Below are 17,165 nucleotides of genomic sequence, written 5' to 3'. Positions count from 1 at the left end.
GTGGGAAAGATATTCACGACGCGCGGCGGCATCGTAGCGTGGCGTTGTGAAGACAAAGTGGGGAGCCGGGAACGCATGGCTCGATGCGCGCGTGCGCGAGATGGTGCGCGCCTCGCGTATTGATCCGCAGCTCCAGGCGGCAGAGCTTGAGGCCCTGATTGATGACGCGCTCGCCGAATACGAGGAGCTGACGGTCGCGGGTGTGGTGGAACCGGTGGCCGACGTGGTGGAGGTGCGCCGCCAGCTGCGCGACGATATCGGTGGATTCGGCCCGCTCCAATCCCTCATTGATGACCCGACTATCGAGGAGATCTGGATCAACGAACCGGGCCGTGTCTTCTTTGCACGTGACGGGGTGAGCCAGCTGTCCACGATCTTGCTCGAGGAGCGCCAGGTCAAGGACCTCGTAGAGAGGATGCTGCGCGCCTCGGGGCGCCGGCTCGACTTGTCCCAACCGTTCGTCGACGCCGCCCTCCACACCGGCGAGCGCCTCCACGTGGCGATTCCAGACATCACGCGCAAGCACTGGGCGGTCAACATCCGCAAGTACATCGTGCGCCCGCGCAGGTTGCGCGACCTGGCAGAGCTTGGGACGCTGACGGTTCAGGCGGCGGAGTTCCTGGATGCGGCGATTGACTGCGGGATGAACGTCATCGTCTCGGGAGCAACGCAGGCGGGCAAGACCACGTTCCTGCGCGCGCTGCTCGGCGCCATTCCTGCCCACCAGCGCGTCATCACGGCGGAGGAGGTCTTCGAGCTCAACCTCGCCCACCGCGACGTGGTGGCCCTGCAGACCCGCCCGGCTAACATCGAAGACCGGGGCGAGATCACGCTGCGGCGGCTCGTACGCGAATCCTTGCGCATGAGGCCCGACCGGATCGTTATTGGCGAGGTGCGCCAGGCCGAGGCCTTCGACATGCTCATCGCCCTCAACTCCGGCATCCCCGGCGCCTGCACAATCCACGCCAACTCGGCGCGCGACGCCGTGGCCAAACTTAGCGTCCTGCCCCTGCTGGCGGGTGAAAACGTCACGTCGGACTTCGTCATCCCCACGGTTGCCCACACGATCGACCTCCTCGTCCACCTGCACCGCGACCGGGATGGCAAGCGCCGTGTGCGCGAGATCGTGGGCCTGACCGGGCGCACGGAAGGCAGCGTGATCGAGACGAGCGACCTGTTCGTGGACCGCGGCCTCGGGCTCGAACGCGGCGCGGGATACGTGGCCCGCCCGGAGATCTTCGACGAGCACGGCTACGACCTGCGCCAGCTGCTAGGAGGTGGACGATGGGCTTCGTTATAGGAATGGTCATGGGCCTTGGTGTCTTCCTCGCCGCCAGCGCTTTCCGCCAGCCGCGCCCCCTCACCGTGCCGGCGGGCCTGTGGCCGGCGCTGTGGCCCGCGCTCGCGGCCGGAGTGGGGAGCTTCCTGCTCGCCTCGGCGGTCTCGAGCTCGCTCGTCATCTCGATTCCGATCGCGGTGATGTGTGCGGCCGTGCCCGGCGTGTGGCGGGGAGCGCGCGAGCGCCGGCGTCGTGAAGAGCTTCGGGAGGTCTGGCCAGAGGTGATCGACGACATCGTGGCGAGCGTGCGCGTGGGCCTGCCCGTGGGTGAATCGCTCGCGATGCTGGCCGTGCGCGGGCCGGAGGTCATGCGCCCTCCGTTTACCCAATTTGCCCAGCACCTGCGCGCGGACGGTCGCCTCGACCCGGCCCTCGACGAGCTGAAGGAGGTGCTGGCGGACCCGATGACGGACCGGATCCTCGAGTCGCTGCGCCTCGCACACGATCTTGGCGGGCGCGACCTGTCCGCCGCCCTGGCCAGCCTGGCCTCGCTCGTGCGCGAGGAGAACCGCGCCCGTGGAGAGCTTCTAGCCCGCCAGTCGTGGACGGTCAACGGGGCGCGGCTGGCCGCCGTTGCGCCCTGGATCATGCTTCTTCTCTTTTCCACCCGCCCCGGCGCGATCGACGCGTTCACCACGCCCGTGGGCGTTTTCATCCTCGTGGCCGGCTTCGTGGCCACCGTGCTTGCCTACTGGCTCATGCTCAGGCTCGGCCGCCTGCCCGAGGAGGAACGGATCTTCGCGGGGGTGAGCCATGCTTAGCGCGTTCGCGGGTTCGGCCCTGGTGGCCGGCGTCCTCCTCGTGGGAATCGCGGTCTTGTACCGCCCCACCCAGCTGGCCGACCGGGTCCTTCCCTACGTCGCCACCCGCACCCGGCGCCCCTCCCGGCGCCGCGCCGCCATCGTTGCGAGCTTCCTCGACGCCGTCGGGTCAACCACCTCCTCGGTCGAGCGCCGCGTCAACATGCTCGGCGCTATGACCGTGGGGGACTTCCGGGTGCGTCAGTTCCAGTGGGCATCGGTAGGTTTCGCAGCCGGGTGCCTGCTCGCTTTCGCGCTCGTGGTCCGCGGCGTCCCGCTGGCCGCCGCGATCGTCGGAGTCGCCTGCTTCACGGCCGCCGGCGTGCTCGGGGCGGACTGGGCGCTGAGCCGCCAGGTCGACCAGCGCAGCCGCGCCTATACCGCCCAGCTGCCCGACGTGGTGGAGATCCTCGCGCTCGCAGTTGCCTCGGGCGAATCCATCCGGGTGGCGATCGAGCGCGTGTGTCTCATTGGCACGGGCGAGATGGTCGATGAGCTGCGGCGCACGATGAGTGAGGTCCACGCCGGCCAGTCCCTGCCGGCGGCGCTGACCGACATGGGCAACAGGTCCGCCAACCGCAACGTTGCCCGGTTCGCGGAGGCGATCGTCTCCTCCCTCGAGCAGGGCAGCGGCCTGGCTGGCTCCCTCCACTCCCAGGCGCGCGACGCCCGCGACGCCGCCCGGCGCGAGCTGCTCGAGGCCGGAGGCAAGGCCGAGATCGCGATGATGATCCCGGTGGTGTTCATCATCATGCCACTCACGGTGGTCTTCACCGTCTTCCCTGCCCTCTACGCCCTGAGTTTCACCTAAGTCCGCAACAACATAAGGAGCGCCCTATGAAGATTCGACACTTTGTTCGCCAGGCAGTGTGGCCCAGCGACCGCCGCGAGGAGGCGGGTGACGTGCCTGGCTGGGTGATGATCACCCTCATGACGGCAGCCCTCGTGGTCCTCATCTGGGCGGTGGCCGGCCCGGCGCTGACCGACCTGTTTAACAATGCGATCGAGCGCGTCCTCAACATCTGAGGCGGGCAACGCCACGGTCGGCTTCGTGGCCTCCGTGGGGCTGCTCCTCATGGTGGTCTACACCATCATCGCAGCGGGCCTTGGCTGGTACGTCCACGCCATCGCCACCGACGCGGCGATGGAAGGTGCGCGCGTGGGGGCCGCGGCGAACTCGACCGAGGTGGCCGAAGCCCGCACCCGCGACCTCATCACCGGAGCGCTCAGTCCCGCCTACGCCGGCGGCATCGCCGCCACCGCGATGCCGGACGGGATCGAGGTGGTGGTGACGGCGCCGGTGCCCGGGGCCGGCTTCCTGGGAGAGCACGTGATCGAGGTGAGGGCCCATGTGGCGCGCGAATAAGCCCCGCGGCGAGGACGGCAACGCCATCGTCGAGTTCGTGGGCGTCATGGTGGTCATCGTGGTGCCCGCCCTCGCGCTTCTCACGGGCCTTGCCACGACGACGACCGTCCAGCTCGCCCTCGAGGATGCCGCCCGCCAGTCTGCGCGCGCCTACGTGCGGGCCGAATCGGTGTACTCGGGAGAGGCACGCGGGCGGGAAGCTGCGAGTAAGGCCTGGACGGACCGGGGGATGGACGAGCAACTCGACCTCAACTTCGCCTGCAGCGCGAGCCCGTGCCTCAGCCCCGGCGCCACCGTCACGGCCCGGGCCTCGGCCACGGTCACCGTGCCCATCGTCGGCGCGATCACGCTCACGGGCGAGCAGGCGATGGTGGTTGACCAGTACCGGGTGGTACGGCCATGACGTCCCGCAAACTCTGCCAGCCCCGCGAGCGCGCCGAAGACGGCAACCTCATCGTGCTCGGCCTGGGCGTGTGGGTGGTTGTCATCTCGCTCATCCTCATCCTGGCCTCGGTCATCCACGTCTACGGTGTGCGCCGCGACATGCTCAATGCCGCCGACTCCCTCGCCCTCGAGCTCGCCCAGGACATCTCGGATGCCACCTACTATTCGGGCCCCGCCCTCAGCCTCACGCCCGCCCCGCCGGCGTCCGGCGCGCTGACCGTGGACGGGCGCGAGGTGAGATTTCGAACGCGGGTGGCGGACGACGCCGTCGTTGTGGAGCTGACCGGGCGGGCGCGGATCCCGTTCATGCCGCAGTTTGCGAGCGCCGTGGACGAAGTCGAACTCACGGTCACCTCCACGGCTCGGCTGCGGCAAATGCCGTAGACTTGGCGCCGTGGCCATTGATTATCAGCAAGAACTCGACAGACTGCGCCGGACTTTTGACCAGATTGAGGCGGTCAGCGACGTGCCCGCGCTCAAGAACACGATCGCGGAGCTGACGGAGAAGTCCACGGCGCCCGACCTGTGGGACGATCCCGACGCCGCGCAGGCTGTTACTTCCAAACTCTCGCACGCCCAGTCGCGCCTGGAGCGCGTGGAGAAGATGGGGGAGCGGGTCGTGGACGCGGAGACCCTGTACGAGATGGCGGTGGAGGAATCCGAGTCGGACCTCGAATCGGGCAAGGAGCTCTACGCTGAGCTTGAGGCCGAGATCGCGAAGATCTCCAAGGACCTGTCGGACATGGAGATCAAGACGTTGCTGAGCGGGGAGTATGACGATCGCGACGCGGTCATCACCATCCGCTCCGGTGCGGGCGGCGTGGACGCGGCGGACTTCGCCCAGATGCTGCAGCGCATGTACCTGCGCTGGGCCGAGCGTCACGGCTACAAGTCGAAGGTGATGGACACCTCGTATGCCGAAGAGGCGGGGATCAAGTCCACCACGTTCGAGGTCAACGCCCCCTACGCCTACGGCACGCTGTCGGTGGAGGCGGGAACGCACCGGCTGGTGCGCATTTCGCCGTTCGACAACCAGGGCAGGCGCCAGACCTCGTTCGCGGCGGTGGAGGTCATCCCGCTCATCGAGACCACCGATTCGATCGAGATCCCGGAATCGGAGCTCAGGGTGGACGTGTTCCGCTCCTCGGGCCCGGGCGGGCAGTCCGTGAACACCACGGATTCAGCCGTGCGCATGACCCACATTCCCACCGGTATCACGGTCTCGATGCAGGACGAAAAGTCGCAGATCCAAAACCGCGCCGCGGCCTTGCGCGTGCTCCAGTCCAAGCTGCTACAAAGGCGCCACGAGGAGGAGCAAGCGAAGAAGAAGGAGCTGGCGGGCGACGTCAAGGCCTCCTGGGGTGACCAAATGCGCTCCTACGTGCTGCACCCGTACCAGATGGTCAAAGACCTGCGCACGGGCCACGAGGTGGGCAACACAGACGCGGTGTTCGACGGCGACCTCGACGGCTTTATCGACGCCGGGATCCGCTGGCGCCAGGCGGGGGAGGCGGAGTAATCCTCGCCACGTCGGCGCGCCTTCCCGGGTCGCAAAAGCCCGGCTCCTAAGCTAGTGACGACCATGACTGCAAGGATTTGGCGCCATTTATGATCACATTTGAAAACGTCACGAAGGTTTATCAGCGAGGCGCGGCTCCCGCGCTCGACTCCGTTAGCCTCAACATCGACCGCGGCGAGTTCGTCTTCCTGGTCGGTGCCTCGGGCTCGGGAAAGTCGACGATGCTGGCTCTTATCCTGGCCGAGGAGCGCCCCACGGAGGGCAAAGTTCACGTGCTCGGCAAGGACCTGTCGGGAGTGTCCTCACGGCGGGTGCCGTTCCTGCGCCGCCAGATCGGCACGGTCTTCCAGGACTTTCGCCTGCTAAAGGATAAGAACGTGTTCGACAACGTGGCGCTCGCGATGCAGGTGATCGGCAAACCGCGCCACGCCATCCTTAAGGAGGTCCCGCAGGTTTTGGAGCTGGTGGGCCTGGATGGCAAGGAGAAGCGGCGCATGCACGAGTTGTCGGGTGGAGAGAAGCAGCGCGTGGCGATTGCGCGCGCGATGGTCAACCGCCCCGAGCTCCTGCTGGCCGACGAGCCGACCGGCAACCTTGACCACAAGACGGCGCTGGGCATCATGCGCCTCCTTGACCGCATTAACCGCCAGGGCACCACGGTGGTCATGGCCACCCACGATCAGGCGATCGTTAACCAGTTGCGCAAGCGCGTGATCGAGTTGGTTGACGGCGAGGTTGTGCGCGATCAGGATCGCGGCGTTTACGGGGGGAGCCAGGCATGAGGCTACGGTTTATCTTTTCTCAGGTTTTCAAGGGGCTGCGCGCGAACTTCGCCCTGTCGGCGTCGGTGACGCTTGTGACCTTCGTGTCCCTCCTCTTCGTCGGCTCGGCCGTGCTGCTGCAGGATCAGATCGAGTCCGCGAAGACCGCCTGGTATGACCGGGTGGAGGTCTCGGCCTTCCTGTGTGCTCCGGACCAGAACACGGCCCAGTGCGCGGGCGGCGAGGTCACGCAGGACCAGATCGACGCGATTAACGATTTCCTTCATTCGCCCGAGATGGCCGACTACGTGGACGAGGTCTACTTCGAGACGAAGGAAGAGGCCTACAAGAACTTCCGCGAGTACCTCAAGGACAGTGTGTGGGTAGACACGGTTGACCCCGAGCAGATGCAGGCGTCCTTCCGTGTCAAGCTCGTCGATCCGCAGGAGTACGACGTCGTCCGCGAGTCTCTCGAGGGGCGCCCCGGTGTCGACGCCGTCATCGACCAGCGCGAGCAGCTCGAGCCGCTGTTCAAAATGCTCAACCGTTTCACACTCATTGCCGGTTCGCTAGCGGGCGTCATGATCGTCACCGCGTTGCTTCTCATCCCGTCCACTATCCGCCTGTCGGCCATGTTCCGCCGCAACGAAACCGAGATTATGCGATTCGTTGGCGCCTCGAACAGTTTCATCCAGGCGCCCTTCGTGCTCGAGGGCATGCTGGCCTCGCTCGTGGGCTCGCTTGCCGCGGTGGCGGCGCTGTGGGCGGCAGTGGAGTACTTCATTCAGGATTGGTTCGCCGGCTCGTGGCTACGGATCATCACGGGCCACGATGTGCTACTCATCGCCCCGTGGCTCATCCTCGGCGCGATCGTGGTCTCCGGTTTCGCCTCGTTCTTGGCTCTGCGCCGCTACACTCGGGTCTAGGGAGGAAACATGCGTAAACTCGCCTCAGCTGTGGCCGCCGCCGCGCTGACCGCGTCAGCCCTGCTGGTCGTGCCCGCGTTCGGCGACGAGCGCAGCGACCTGGTGGACCAGCAGCAGGAGCAGAAGGCCGAAAAGGAGCGCCTGCAGTCCGAGCTGGAGGGCATCGACGTCAACCTTCAGGAGGCCTACCTCAAGCTGGAGGAGACCCGCGGGAAGATCCCGGCCGCGGAGGAGGCCGTGCAAACCGCCGAGGTCGAGCTCGCCGCCGCCGTGCGCGTGCTGGAAGCGAACTCCGCGCTACTGGATGCCGCCCAGGGGGAGCTTGCGCAGATCAAGGACCAGATCAAGGAAAACGAGGCGAACGCGGAGGCCACGCGCAAGTCGCTGGGGGAGCTGGCCCGCGCTACCTATCGTGGCGACACGATGCCCTCCACGATGGAGATGCTCGTCGGCTCTGCCACCGCCGAGGATTTCGCCAATGCGTACCGCGCGCAGTCAGCCGTGAGCCGCTCCCAGACGGCGTCGCTCGCGCAGTTCCAGCAGAAGGCCGCGCAGGAAAAGAATCGTGAGTCCCGCCAGAACGCGGTGGAGGACCAGATCGAGGAGCTGAAGGCCAAGTCCGAGGAGCTGGTTGATACGCAGACCTCGAAGAAGGTCGAAGCTGATGCGCGCAAGGCCGAGCTCGTGGACCTGGAGTCGAGCCTGGTGGCTCAGTCGGCTGACTATGAGGAGAAGAAGTCCAACTACCAGGCCTCGCTCGCCACGCTCGAGACCCAGAGCGAGCAGACCGCCCAGCGCATCGCGCAGATCGACGCGGAGAATAAGCGTAAGCTTGAAGAAGAGCGCGCCAAGGCGCAGGCCCAGGCTCAGGGGAACGGCTCCTCGCAGCAGGCGCCGTCCGCCCCGAATAACTCCGGACAGACTTCGGGTAGCTGGATCAAGCCACCGGTTCCCGCCCCCGTCTACGTCACTTCGCCGTTCGGCATGCGCGTCTACCCGTTCGGTGGCACGTGGATGCACAACGGCGTGGACCTGCGTTCCCGGTGTGGCGAGGCACAGACCGCGCCCGCCGATGGCGTCGTCTCGGCTGTCATCCCGGCCGCCGGTAACGGCACGCACGGCAACCAGATCTACATCAACCACGGCGTGGTGGGAGGCAACTCCTACGTGACGGTCACCAACCACCTCTCGGCGTTCAACGTCCGGGTGGGGCAGAGCGTGAACCAGGGCGACGTGATCGGGTGGACGGGTCAGACCGGCCTGGTCACCGCGTGCCACGTTCACTTCGAGGTGTGGAAGAACGGTACGGTTGTTGACCCGATGAACTTCGCATCCTTTACCCGCCGCTGGGCCTAATCTTGCGAACGCCCGTTTCTCGGCGTTAAGCTATGTGGTCACGTCAAGGGAGGGATGAGCGATGCCAAAGGCCTGGAAGAAGGACAGCGGCAAGCTGACCCCTGCCCAAAAGGCGAAGGAGGCCGCGGACGCGAAGCAGGTGGTGGCGCGCAACAAGAAGGCCCACCACGACTATTTCATTGACAAGACCTACGAAGCCGGGCTTGTGCTCGCGGGCACGGAGGTCAAGGCGTTGCGCGCCGGGCGAGCCTCCCTCATGGAAGCGTGGATCGACTTCGATCGGCGCGGCGAGGCCTGGCTGGTCGGGGCAAATATCCCCGCGTGGTCGACGGGCGGTTGGACCAACCATGCGCCCACCCAGAAGCGCAAGCTCCTCCTGCACAAGGACGAGCTGCGTGCGCTCGCCGTTAAGGTCAAGGAAAAGGGCACCACGGTGGTGCCGCTCGAGCTGTACTTCATCCGTGGCCGCGCGAAGGTGGAGATCGGCCTCGCCCGCGGTAAGCAGGAGTGGGACAAGCGTGAGACGCTGCGCCGCAAGCAAGATCAGCGTGAGGCCGAGCGGGCCGTGTCGGAGGCGCGCAAGCGGGCGCGTTAGGCGTGAGCCCGGGAACGGCGTCGTGAGTGCCCGAGGAACTGGCGCTGATGGCGCACGCCCGCGAACGACGTCGTTGGGTCACCTTTCGGCAAGGCGTGGCACAAACGTGCAGGTTGGCTTTGCGGTAGTCGGCGGCCGGTGATCCATGATTGTCTTAGGGCATGAGTGCATGGCTGATTGATATGGACGGCGTCCTTGTTCATGAGGGGATCGCGCTGGACGGCGCGAAAGAGTTCCTGAACCGGCTCGAGGAGCGGGACATCCCGCACCTGATCTTGACGAACAATTCGATTTTCACCCCGCGTGACCTGTCGGCGCGGTTGGCGACGTCGGGCCTGCAGGTGCCCCCGGAACGGATCTGGACCTCGGCCCTGGCCACCGCGAAGTTCCTGGCGAATCAGACCGATAATCGGCGCGCGTTCGTGGTGGGCGAGGCGGGGCTGACCACGGCGCTGTACGAAGAGGGCTTCGTCATGACGTCGGTGGACCCGGAGTTCGTAGTGCTGGGGGAGACCCGCACGTACTCGTTCGAGATGATCACCACCGCGATCCGGCTCATCCAAAGGGGCGTGCGATTCATCGCCACGAACCCCGACCCCACGGGCCCCTCCGCCGACGGCGACCTGCCCGCCACCGGCGCCGTTGCCGCGATGATCGAGAAGGCAACCGGGCGCAGCGCGTTCTTCGTGGGCAAACCGAACCCGATCATGCTGCGCAACGGCCTGAACAAGATCGGGGCGCACTCAGAGGAGACGTCGATCGTGGGCGACCGGATGGACACCGACATTCAGGCGGGCGTGGAGACGGGGCTGTGCACGCACCTTGTGCTCACCGGCTCCACCAAGCGGGAGGACATCATCAAGTTCCCCTATCGTCCCAACCACGTTCACGCGTCGATCAAGGATGTCATCGACTACATTTAGGGCGCGCCGAGCCGGGTGATGGGCACTGCTCCAGGCAGCGCCGGGGCGACGGCGGGCGCAGGCGCCGCCTAGCTTGCCCCGCCGACCCGGTAGCGCTCGGCGAGCGGGAAGTGGGCTGTGACCTGCTCGGCCGCCGGGTCGAGTGTGACCTCGCCGCCGTAGGGCACGATGAGCTGCGGGCGCGTGTGCCCGAACGGGACGTTGAGGCACACGAGCAGGTCCTTGCGGTAACGGCCCACCTGTGTCAGGAGATATTCGACGTAAGCGTCGTGGCGCGCCTCCAGCACGTCGGGGGTGGTGGGCGCGTCCCGGTCGTCGACCACGGGCCGGGCGAACATGAGGCCCGCCGCAGCCTCGAGATAGCCGCGCTCGCCGAGTGCGCGGATCCAGTCGCCCACGATATCCGCGGGCGTCACCCGCTCGGAGTTTTCGAAGATGAGGATCGCGCCTTCGAGATCGTCCACCTCTGGCAGGCGGCCGGCGAGCCCGAGCTCGTCAATGACCTCCAGGCACCCGCCCCACGTGTGCCCGCGCACGGCGTCGTCGCTACCGATGAACTCGATCCGGCGGGCCGGGCCGCGCGGGGAATCCTCGATGAGGGCCTCGGGGCTGGACCAGTCGTAGCCGTGGTCCTGGGAATCGGTGGTGGTGGGCAGGACGGTGTCACCGCGGCCGAAAAGCGCGGCGCGCAGGGTGATGAGGTGCTCGGCGTCGACCAGCGTGCCTGGCCCGAAGTGCACCTGGGTGGCGCCGCCGTAATAGCCGCCCACGCCGTGCGACCATAGCCAGTTAAGGATGTTCGTGTTGTCCGAGTAGCCGAAGAACGGCTTGGGGTCGGCCTGGGCGAGCGCCGGGTCGAGGTGGCGGATGACGCGGATCTCGTCATTGCCGCCCACGGTAGTGAGGATCGCGCGGATGTCGGGGTCGGCGAACGCGGCATTGACGTCCGCGGCGCGCTCCTCCGGCGTCGCCCCCATTTTCCGCGTGGTGGGGTACTCCACGACGACGACGTCGAGCAGCCGCTCCACGCGCGCAACTGCCTGCGCGTGAATGTCCGGGAAGTAGGCCGGCGCCGCCCAGGCGGGGGAGAGCAGGGCGACCCTGTCGCCGGGTTCGATCGTGGTGGGCGTGGTAATCGTCATGGTGACAGTCTAGTGGTCCGGCTGGGTGCGGCGGGGTGTGAGCCGAGGTGGTTGAGCCGGGAGGGACAGGGGTAGACGCGGCGTCGGCGTCGTTGTAGAATGGGCGAACGCCTTCGGGCGTAGTTGGTTGACAACTGAATAAGGGGATGATCGGTTTCGACGGCGATGACTGCCGAAGGGAAGCGGGTAGAGGATGCAGAGTCATCTCTTTAACGACTCTCTGCAAACAATAACTGCCAACAAGCAGAAGTCCGACTTCGCCCTCGCTGCCTAAGCGCGAGCGCACTTAAGGAAGTCCGTCAGCCTCACGGTGCTTTCACGTGAGAATTCTGGCGTCGTTTTTGAAAGCCACTGGGTCGGCACTGGGTTACCGGGTGCTGGCCGACACTAGGTAACTATGCTCGTCAGCAACTTGTCTGCGTGAGTGCTGGAGCTGAAAACAACGCAAAGCAGACTGCACCCGGAGAAGTCTTGGGTTTTGCATCGTCGGACGGGAGTTCAATTCTCCCCATCTCCACATGGCACCCCGCCGGATCGTTGATCTGGCGGGGTTTTCGTTGCTGTGGTGCGGAAAAGTGCCCGTTTTGTTTTGTGGTCTTTTTTGGTCTGGTATGGTGTTTTTTGGCCCCCTAGGGTGCAGATAGGGTTACTCTCTCCAACACAGCAAGGGTGCAGATGTGGCTAGATCAATCTTTGGTACAATCCAGAAAACCGCGTCGGGTCGATGGCGCGGACGGCTTTGCCAGCTCAATCCCGTCGACAGCGATCGCTTCGGGTTCTGCAGCGATGAGGTTCTGAATCTCTGCTTGTCGTGCAAGATAGGCTGCTGACTTTTGCGGCTCTTGCTGTTCTTGCTTTTTCTTACGTCGTCCGAAAAGGCCCATGTCTCTCCTGGTGGCTGAATTGAGTTGTCGTGTGTCAGGATCCGCATTCGCTACAGTTCACTTCCTTGTTCCGACCCGCTGTGGATCGCTTCGCGCGTTCTGTTGCGTTCAAGCTAAGCGGCGAAGGCGAACCTCGGGTGAATTCCTGTCGCAGGGCGCGATTATCTCCCATCGACTCCCGCGGCCTCCTCTAAAATGGCCAACGAAGGGGGTGCCTTGTTCTGGGTATTGATCGTATCGGCAGTCATTTTCGCTGCCTTCGGCCTGATCTTCGCCGGGCTCTTTCTACGTGCGCGCAGGTGGAAGCAGGTAGTCCTCCCGGTGATCCGCAACATCGAAGAGGTCTCTAGCGACGGTCAGAAGGTGTGGCGGCCTGTTTTCCGCATTGTCGACGACGACAAGGCACACGTCGCCAACGCGGATTTCCGACGACGGCCGAAGATCGAAGTCGGCGACGAGGTGGCGTTACGTTACAACCCGGCAAACCCGACGAAGGTCTCCGCGGCAAGCGTCGGCGGTTATGGCGTTGCTGCGCTGGTTTTCTTGATCGTCGCCGCGGTCGTAGGTGTGCTGGCGTTCCTGATCTAGGATGATTCGGTTGGTGATTTAGGCGCGCCACCCTGCCGAGGCGTCAACAACGTGCGGGCAAGCCCATCGAGGGCGATTTCCTAGAGTTCGTGGGCGGGCTTCTCCACCCGTGCGATGAACCTTCGGAGGTTGTCAGGGGTAGCGTTCTTGCCGTCCATTCAGCCGAAGGTGAGGCGCTGCGTGACCTTGATGCCACAGTTGCCGAGGATGTGCCGCGCGATGCGGGAGATCGGGTTCGCCGGGTGGAGGCGCGCATACCAGGCGGGCGCGTGGCTGGTGGCGATCAGCGTTGTGCTACGCCCGGTGAGCAACCATTGTGAACGAGTTTCCCGAAAGATAGCGGTAGGCATTGCCTGGTGTCAGAACTCGATCGAACCAGCCTTTGAGCAGTGAGGGTTCGCCCGCCCACCAGACGGGAAATGCGAGTGCCGCTTGATCGCACCTTTGCAGGAGCTCCTGCCGCGTCTTAGTGCAGGCTTCTTCATGCATGCGTTGTCGGTAACCGAAACGAAGCGCCGGATCGAACTCTTCGGACGCCAGATCAATGACTTCCACCTCATGCCCTGCGCGGTGGGTTGCCTCCGCGCTCGACATCACCACCGGCGGGATCAGCAAGGTCATCGACAAGCTCGTCACGAAAGGTTACGTGGAGCGAGTGCCGGGTAGCGCCGACCGGCGCGTCAACGTCTTGTCAGTCACCGACCGGGGGCGCCGGGCTCACGATGAGGCGCGTCAGATCGTCGACGACGTCGTCCACCAGGTCCTCTCGTCCACATTCACTGCCGAGGAGCAGGAGAAGCTAGACACTGCGCTCACCCGGCTACTTGAAGTGTTACGGCAGTAGTATCCGAGCCTAACGCCCTGACGGAAGGGGTGTGAGCACGGACCAGTACCCCTGGCAGACTGTGAAAAATGGTGGCAGGAAACACACGGTTTCACTAGTGTGGGCGTGTACACACACTAGGCAAGATCTAAGCAAAGGAGCTTTGGACGCCTTATGCGTATGAAAAATCGTATTGCCGCAGCGGCTGTTCTCGCCTTAACGCTGAGTGCGGGGAGCATACCCGCCCTCGCTGACACCTCCCAGAAGGATCTCCCGGCGAGCGCGGACACCACGTTGCAAGCGTGGGCGTCGGAGAAGACGCAGTCGAACGTCGGCAAGCCTTACATCGGCACGTTGCACCCGACCAGCGGGGGAATATCCAGTCCCGACCAGCCCTACGGCCTGTTCGGTGAGGGCTTCGTCTCCGCCGACACCTCGGACTACACCGACGCGAAGATGGGCATGATCTCCTTCGACCTGAGCTCTCTCACCGCGGCACCGGAGGAGGCGACGCTCCAGCTGACGTACATTGGGCACGTCGTGAACAACCTGCAGGGTACGGAGCAGGCGCAGGTCGGCGTCGCGCTGGTTGACACCGACACCTGCACCAACGGCGCCGCCAGTTGCGACACCGGCGTGTCGACGTGGGCAACCCGCCCGGATTTCACTCTCACCACCGACGACGTCGCCTTCGCCGCCGACTTCCCGGTCGCCGCAGCCGACCGCTACACCTCGGACAGTATGACGATCGCGGCGGACAAGCGCAGGGCGGTGACGATCGACGTCACGGCGATGGTGCGCGCGGCTTATGAGGCCGGCGATCGTCAGCTGACCTTCGTGCTGGGGGAGACGAAGGGCATGGAGATGCGCTTCGCTTCCACCGAAGGCGTCAGCGCGCTGGGTGGGCTGACGGCGGCGGACGCGCCGACCCTGAGTGTCACTTCGGAGTTCGAGCCGGAGGCACCCGAGCCTCAGGCGCCCGAGGGCCCGCGCGCCTGGGATGAGCAGGTGGCGGCGATGGCCGGTGACGACGTCCTGTGGTACAGCCAGCCCGCGTCGGCAACCCCGATGGGCTCGGTCGGCACGGGCAACCCGCTCCGGGCGGGCGGCAAGGACGACCGCTGGCAACGCACCACCCTCCCGATCGGCAACGGTAAGGTCGGCGGAACGGTCTGGGGCGAGGTCGGCACCGAAAGGATCACCTTCAACGAGGAGACCCTGTGGACGGGTGGCCCCGCCGAGGGGCACACCTACACGGGCGGCAACGAGGTCAGCCGCGGACGCTACGGCGCGGCGCTACGCGAACTCAACCGTGAGCTCGACGGCGGTGCGGCAACTGTGGCCAACACCAACAGCCTGATCGGCGGATTCGACGCCGCCCTGCAGGGGTCCTTCCAGAACTGGGGCGACCTCACGATCACCTCGGACATCCCCGAGGACGCCCCGGTCTTCCTCTTCCAACGCTCCCTCGACCTGACGACTGGTGTGGCAAACGTCCACTTCCACTACGACGGCACCGACTACATGCGCGACTACTTCGTCTCCAACCCTGATGACGTGATGGTCGCCCACTTGACGTCTGTGGGCAAGGATGCGCTTAATTTCGACGTGGCCCTCCCGCTCAATAGCGGCTGGAGCAAGTCGGGCGCGCAGGTCGTGATCGACGGCGACACTCTTACCTCCTCGGGCGCTCTCGGCAACAACGGGCTACTCTACAACGCGAAGATCCGGGCCGTTGTTGAGGGCGAGGGTGCCACGGTCGCGGCGTCCGATGCAGGCGACGCGCTGACCATTGCCAACGCCAGCGAGGTCACGCTGTACTTGGCTGCCGGCACCGACTACCAGGCGAGCTACCCCGCGTACCGCACCGGCGAGACCGCACAGCAGCTCGACACGCGCCTGGCCGACGTCGTGAACGCGGCCGCCGCCAAGGGTTACGACGCCGTCCGGGCGGCTCACGTCGCTGACCACGAGGCGCTCTACGGGAAGGTCAAGCTGAACCTCGGCCAGGCGGCCACCTTCGGCGAGGGCGCCAAGCCTACCGACGAGCTCCTCAACGCCTACAAGCAGGGCACGGCGAGCGAGGCCGACCAGCGTACGCTCGAGACCCTGGTCTACAACTACGGGCGTTACCTCACGGTGGCCTCGTCGCGCGAGGACAGCCAGTTGCCCTCCAACCTGCAGGGCATCTGGTCCTCCACAGCCGATGACAACGCCCACGGCCGCACCCCCTGGGGCGCCGACTTCCACCTCAACGTCAACCTGCAAATGAACTATTGGCCCACATACTCCTCCAGCCTGGAGCAATCAGCCCTGCCGCTCATTGACTACGTGGAGGGCCTGGTGGAACCGGGCCGCGTGACGGCGCACGTGTACGCGGGCGCTCAGACGCAGGCCGGAACAAAGATCGGCGAGGGTGCCGGCTTTATGGCCCATACCGAGAACACGGCCTATGGCTGGACCACTCCGGGTGCGGCGTTCTCCTGGGGCTGGAGCCCGGCGGCGGTGCCGTGGATCCTGCAAAACGTCTACGAGTACTACGAGTACACGGGCGATGAGGCGATCCTCGCCGACCGCATCTATCCACTGCTGAAGGAAGAGGCCAACTTCTACGTCAACTACATGCTCAAGAAAGGCAACACTGACGCCGCCGACGGCGAAGCCCGCCTGACCACTGGCGTGGCCTACTCGCCGGAGCACGGACCGCTTGGCACCGATGGCAACACCTACGAAAGCTCGCTGGTGTGGCAGCTGTTGCAGGACGCCCAGGAGTCCGCGGCGGTGCTCGGCGTCGACTCTGACCTGGCGAGTGCGGACGGCCAGTGCTCGGTGGACAACTGGCGCAAGGACGATTCCGGCGCGTTTGTGGCGGACGCCAACCGCTCGTGGTCGTGTGCGCAGAGCCTACTCAAGCCGATTGAGGTGGGCGACGACGGGCAGATCAAGGAGTGGTTCTTCGAGGGCGGCCTCGGCAAGGACAAGGCCGGCAACGCGATCGCGGGCTACCAGGCGGGCCATCGCCACCTGTCCCACATGCTCGGGCTGTTCCCGGGCGACCTCATCACGGTCGATAACGCCACCTTCATGGACGCGGCGAAGACCTCGCTCAACCAGCGCGGCGACGACGCGACCGGCTGGGGCGTGGGCCAGCGCATCAACTCTTGGGCGCGCACCGGCGATGGTGACCGCGCCTACCTGCTCATTACCAAGCAGCTTAAGGGCGCGATGTATCCCAACCTGTTCGACGCGCACCCGCCGTTCCAGATTGACGGTAACTTCGGCAACACTTCGGGTATCAACGAGATGCTCGCTCAGTCGAACTCGACCTTCGAGGCGGATGGGGTGGCCTACCACAACTACATCCACCTGCTGCCGGCGCTGCCGAAGGCGTGGGCTGACGGTAGCGTGTCGGGCCTGAAGGCTCGCGGCAACTTCGACCTCGACTTCTCCTGGACCGGGGGCAAGGTGACAACCGCGACGGTGACCTCCAACAACGGTGGCGATGCCGTGCTGTTCTTCGACGGGGCGGACCAGTTCAACTCCGTGGTGATTGACGGGCATTCGGGTTCGGGGGAGCGGCTGGCGCTGACCAAGATCGACGCCAACCACGTCTCCTTCCCTACCGAGGCGGGCCACATGTACGCGCTCTCTACGCAGGGCATCACCGATCCGGGGCCTGACCCCGAGCCGGGGCCTGAC

Annotated in this window: 20 protein-coding genes and 1 other RNA gene; 17 read left to right on the top strand and 4 right to left on the bottom strand. The window is 65.5% G+C overall.

The window, feature by feature from the left end; genetic code table 11:
- Positions 1 to 100 precede the first annotated feature (100 nt).
- The 13 genes from HMPREF3174_RS00090 (at position 101) to HMPREF3174_RS00030 (ending at position 10,029) form a co-directional block, all read left to right on the top strand.
- A complete protein-coding gene (locus HMPREF3174_RS00090; RefSeq protein ID WP_062613960.1) occupies positions 101 to 1,300 on the top strand; it encodes a TadA family conjugal transfer-associated ATPase in 1,200 nt (399 codons plus the stop codon).
- Positions 1,301 to 1,308: 8 nt separating this feature from the next.
- Positions 1,309 to 2,100: a type II secretion system F family protein gene (locus HMPREF3174_RS00085; protein ID WP_168160548.1), complete on the top strand. Its 792-nt coding sequence runs from the start codon at positions 1,309 to 1,311 to the stop codon at positions 2,098 to 2,100.
- Complete coding sequence (locus HMPREF3174_RS00080; RefSeq protein WP_068538463.1) at positions 2,093 to 2,950, top strand: type II secretion system F family protein; 858 nt, start codon at positions 2,093 to 2,095, stop codon at positions 2,948 to 2,950. The genes HMPREF3174_RS00085 and HMPREF3174_RS00080 overlap by 8 nt, the downstream gene beginning before the upstream one ends.
- 26 nt (positions 2,951 to 2,976) lie before the next feature.
- On the top strand, positions 2,977 to 3,165 hold the full coding sequence (locus HMPREF3174_RS00075) for a hypothetical protein (RefSeq protein ID WP_062613941.1): 189 nt from the start codon (positions 2,977 to 2,979) through the stop codon (positions 3,163 to 3,165).
- Entirely contained in the window at positions 3,137 to 3,505 is a 369-nt protein-coding gene (locus HMPREF3174_RS00070) for a TadE/TadG family type IV pilus assembly protein (RefSeq protein WP_068538462.1), read from the top strand. Before HMPREF3174_RS00075 ends, HMPREF3174_RS00070 begins: the two co-directional genes overlap by 29 nt.
- Positions 3,489 to 3,908 carry a hypothetical protein gene (locus HMPREF3174_RS00065; RefSeq protein ID WP_062613943.1) on the top strand — a complete coding sequence of 140 codons (420 nt, stop codon included), beginning with the start codon at positions 3,489 to 3,491 and terminating at the stop codon, positions 3,906 to 3,908. Before HMPREF3174_RS00070 ends, HMPREF3174_RS00065 begins: the two co-directional genes overlap by 17 nt.
- Positions 3,905 to 4,333: a hypothetical protein gene (locus HMPREF3174_RS00060; RefSeq protein ID WP_062613944.1), complete on the top strand. Its 429-nt coding sequence runs from the start codon at positions 3,905 to 3,907 to the stop codon at positions 4,331 to 4,333. Before HMPREF3174_RS00065 ends, HMPREF3174_RS00060 begins: the two co-directional genes overlap by 4 nt.
- 10 nt (positions 4,334 to 4,343) lie before the next feature.
- Entirely contained in the window at positions 4,344 to 5,468 is a 1,125-nt protein-coding gene (gene prfB, locus HMPREF3174_RS00055) for a peptide chain release factor 2 (protein ID WP_062613945.1), read from the top strand.
- An 89-nt stretch (positions 5,469 to 5,557) separates the two neighbouring features.
- Complete coding sequence (gene ftsE / locus HMPREF3174_RS00050) at positions 5,558 to 6,250, top strand: cell division ATP-binding protein FtsE (protein ID WP_062613946.1); 693 nt, start codon at positions 5,558 to 5,560, stop codon at positions 6,248 to 6,250.
- Entirely contained in the window at positions 6,247 to 7,155 is a 909-nt protein-coding gene (gene ftsX / locus HMPREF3174_RS00045; RefSeq protein WP_062613947.1) for a permease-like cell division protein FtsX, read from the top strand. Before ftsE ends, ftsX begins: the two co-directional genes overlap by 4 nt.
- A 9-nt stretch (positions 7,156 to 7,164) precedes the next feature.
- Entirely contained in the window at positions 7,165 to 8,511 is a 1,347-nt protein-coding gene (locus HMPREF3174_RS00040; RefSeq protein WP_070447255.1) for a murein hydrolase activator EnvC family protein, read from the top strand.
- 61 nt (positions 8,512 to 8,572) lie between these two features.
- Positions 8,573 to 9,106: an SsrA-binding protein SmpB gene (gene smpB / locus HMPREF3174_RS00035; protein ID WP_062613949.1), complete on the top strand. Its 534-nt coding sequence runs from the start codon at positions 8,573 to 8,575 to the stop codon at positions 9,104 to 9,106.
- Positions 9,107 to 9,267: 161 nt separating this feature from the next.
- On the top strand, positions 9,268 to 10,029 hold the full coding sequence (locus HMPREF3174_RS00030; RefSeq protein ID WP_062613950.1) for an HAD-IIA family hydrolase: 762 nt from the start codon (positions 9,268 to 9,270) through the stop codon (positions 10,027 to 10,029).
- 68 nt (positions 10,030 to 10,097) lie between these two features.
- Here the strand turns inward: HMPREF3174_RS00030 and HMPREF3174_RS00025 are convergent, their stop codons facing one another.
- On the bottom strand, positions 10,098 to 11,171 hold the full coding sequence (locus HMPREF3174_RS00025; protein WP_068538459.1) for a S66 family peptidase: 1,074 nt from the start codon (positions 11,169 to 11,171) through the stop codon (positions 10,098 to 10,100).
- A 142-nt stretch (positions 11,172 to 11,313) separates the two neighbouring features.
- On the opposite strand from HMPREF3174_RS00025, the gene ssrA reads away from it, so the two are divergent.
- Positions 11,314 to 11,691: a transfer-messenger RNA gene (gene ssrA / locus HMPREF3174_RS00020) on the top strand.
- A gap of 166 nt (positions 11,692 to 11,857) precedes the next feature.
- On the opposite strand, the gene HMPREF3174_RS09125 is transcribed toward ssrA, so the two are convergent.
- Positions 11,858 to 12,055 (bottom strand): hypothetical protein, encoded by a 198-nt coding sequence (locus HMPREF3174_RS09125; protein WP_148132132.1) that lies wholly within the window; start codon positions 12,053 to 12,055, stop codon positions 11,858 to 11,860.
- Positions 12,056 to 12,271: 216 nt separating this feature from the next.
- Between HMPREF3174_RS09125 and HMPREF3174_RS00015 the strand changes: the two genes are divergently transcribed.
- Positions 12,272 to 12,643: a DUF3592 domain-containing protein gene (locus tag HMPREF3174_RS00015; RefSeq protein WP_062613952.1), complete on the top strand. Its 372-nt coding sequence runs from the start codon at positions 12,272 to 12,274 to the stop codon at positions 12,641 to 12,643.
- Positions 12,644 to 12,801: 158 nt separating this feature from the next.
- Here the strand turns inward: HMPREF3174_RS00015 and HMPREF3174_RS09315 are convergent, their stop codons facing one another.
- Both HMPREF3174_RS09315 and HMPREF3174_RS08870 read right to left on the bottom strand, forming a co-directional pair.
- Positions 12,802 to 12,954: a hypothetical protein gene (locus tag HMPREF3174_RS09315; RefSeq protein ID WP_160326882.1), complete on the bottom strand. Its 153-nt coding sequence runs from the start codon at positions 12,952 to 12,954 to the stop codon at positions 12,802 to 12,804.
- Complete coding sequence (locus HMPREF3174_RS08870) at positions 12,938 to 13,198, bottom strand: NAD(P)H-dependent oxidoreductase (protein WP_160326883.1); 261 nt, start codon at positions 13,196 to 13,198, stop codon at positions 12,938 to 12,940. The genes HMPREF3174_RS09315 and HMPREF3174_RS08870 overlap by 17 nt, the downstream gene beginning before the upstream one ends.
- Here HMPREF3174_RS08870 and HMPREF3174_RS00010 point away from each other — a divergent pair.
- Positions 13,188 to 13,487: a MarR family winged helix-turn-helix transcriptional regulator gene (locus HMPREF3174_RS00010; protein ID WP_062613953.1), complete on the top strand. Its 300-nt coding sequence runs from the start codon at positions 13,188 to 13,190 to the stop codon at positions 13,485 to 13,487. The genes HMPREF3174_RS08870 and HMPREF3174_RS00010 overlap by 11 nt on opposite strands.
- A 153-nt stretch (positions 13,488 to 13,640) precedes the next feature.
- Positions 13,641 to 17,165: glycosyl hydrolase family 95 catalytic domain-containing protein (locus HMPREF3174_RS00005; protein ID WP_210382908.1), on the top strand; the 3,525-nt coding region annotated here is incomplete at its 3' end.

This window comes from Trueperella sp. HMSC08H06, from assembly GCF_001808465.1.
GTDB lineage: Bacteria > Actinomycetota > Actinomycetes > Actinomycetales > Actinomycetaceae > Trueperella > Trueperella bernardiae.
The sequence above is the reverse complement of the archived record's forward strand: the minus strand, read 5'-3'. Positions and strand labels throughout refer to the sequence as shown.

Excerpts from the sequence above, each read along its gene's own strand:
- HMPREF3174_RS00090 (WP_062613960.1), top strand. The coding sequence starts at position 101 with ATGGTGCGCGCCTCGCGTATTGATCCGCAGCTCCAGGCGGCAGAGCTT.
- HMPREF3174_RS00085 (WP_168160548.1), top strand. The coding sequence starts at position 1,309 with ATGGGCCTTGGTGTCTTCCTCGCCGCCAGCGCTTTCCGCCAGCCGCGC.
- HMPREF3174_RS00080 (WP_068538463.1), top strand. The coding sequence starts at position 2,093 with ATGCTTAGCGCGTTCGCGGGTTCGGCCCTGGTGGCCGGCGTCCTCCTC.
- HMPREF3174_RS00075 (WP_062613941.1), top strand. The coding sequence starts at position 2,977 with ATGAAGATTCGACACTTTGTTCGCCAGGCAGTGTGGCCCAGCGACCGC.
- HMPREF3174_RS00070 (WP_068538462.1), top strand. The coding sequence starts at position 3,137 with ATGCGATCGAGCGCGTCCTCAACATCTGAGGCGGGCAACGCCACGGTC.
- HMPREF3174_RS00065 (WP_062613943.1), top strand. The coding sequence starts at position 3,489 with ATGTGGCGCGCGAATAAGCCCCGCGGCGAGGACGGCAACGCCATCGTC.
- HMPREF3174_RS00060 (WP_062613944.1), top strand. The coding sequence starts at position 3,905 with ATGACGTCCCGCAAACTCTGCCAGCCCCGCGAGCGCGCCGAAGACGGC.
- ftsE (WP_062613946.1), top strand. The coding sequence starts at position 5,558 with ATGATCACATTTGAAAACGTCACGAAGGTTTATCAGCGAGGCGCGGCT.
- ftsX (WP_062613947.1), top strand. The coding sequence starts at position 6,247 with ATGAGGCTACGGTTTATCTTTTCTCAGGTTTTCAAGGGGCTGCGCGCG.
- HMPREF3174_RS00040 (WP_070447255.1), top strand. The coding sequence starts at position 7,165 with ATGCGTAAACTCGCCTCAGCTGTGGCCGCCGCCGCGCTGACCGCGTCA.
- smpB (WP_062613949.1), top strand. The coding sequence starts at position 8,573 with ATGCCAAAGGCCTGGAAGAAGGACAGCGGCAAGCTGACCCCTGCCCAA.
- HMPREF3174_RS00030 (WP_062613950.1), top strand. The coding sequence starts at position 9,268 with ATGAGTGCATGGCTGATTGATATGGACGGCGTCCTTGTTCATGAGGGG.
- HMPREF3174_RS00025 (WP_068538459.1), bottom strand. The coding sequence starts at position 11,171 with ATGACGATTACCACGCCCACCACGATCGAACCCGGCGACAGGGTCGCC.
- HMPREF3174_RS09125 (WP_148132132.1), bottom strand. The coding sequence starts at position 12,055 with ATGGGCCTTTTCGGACGACGTAAGAAAAAGCAAGAACAGCAAGAGCCG.
- HMPREF3174_RS00010 (WP_062613953.1), top strand. The coding sequence starts at position 13,188 with ATGACTTCCACCTCATGCCCTGCGCGGTGGGTTGCCTCCGCGCTCGAC.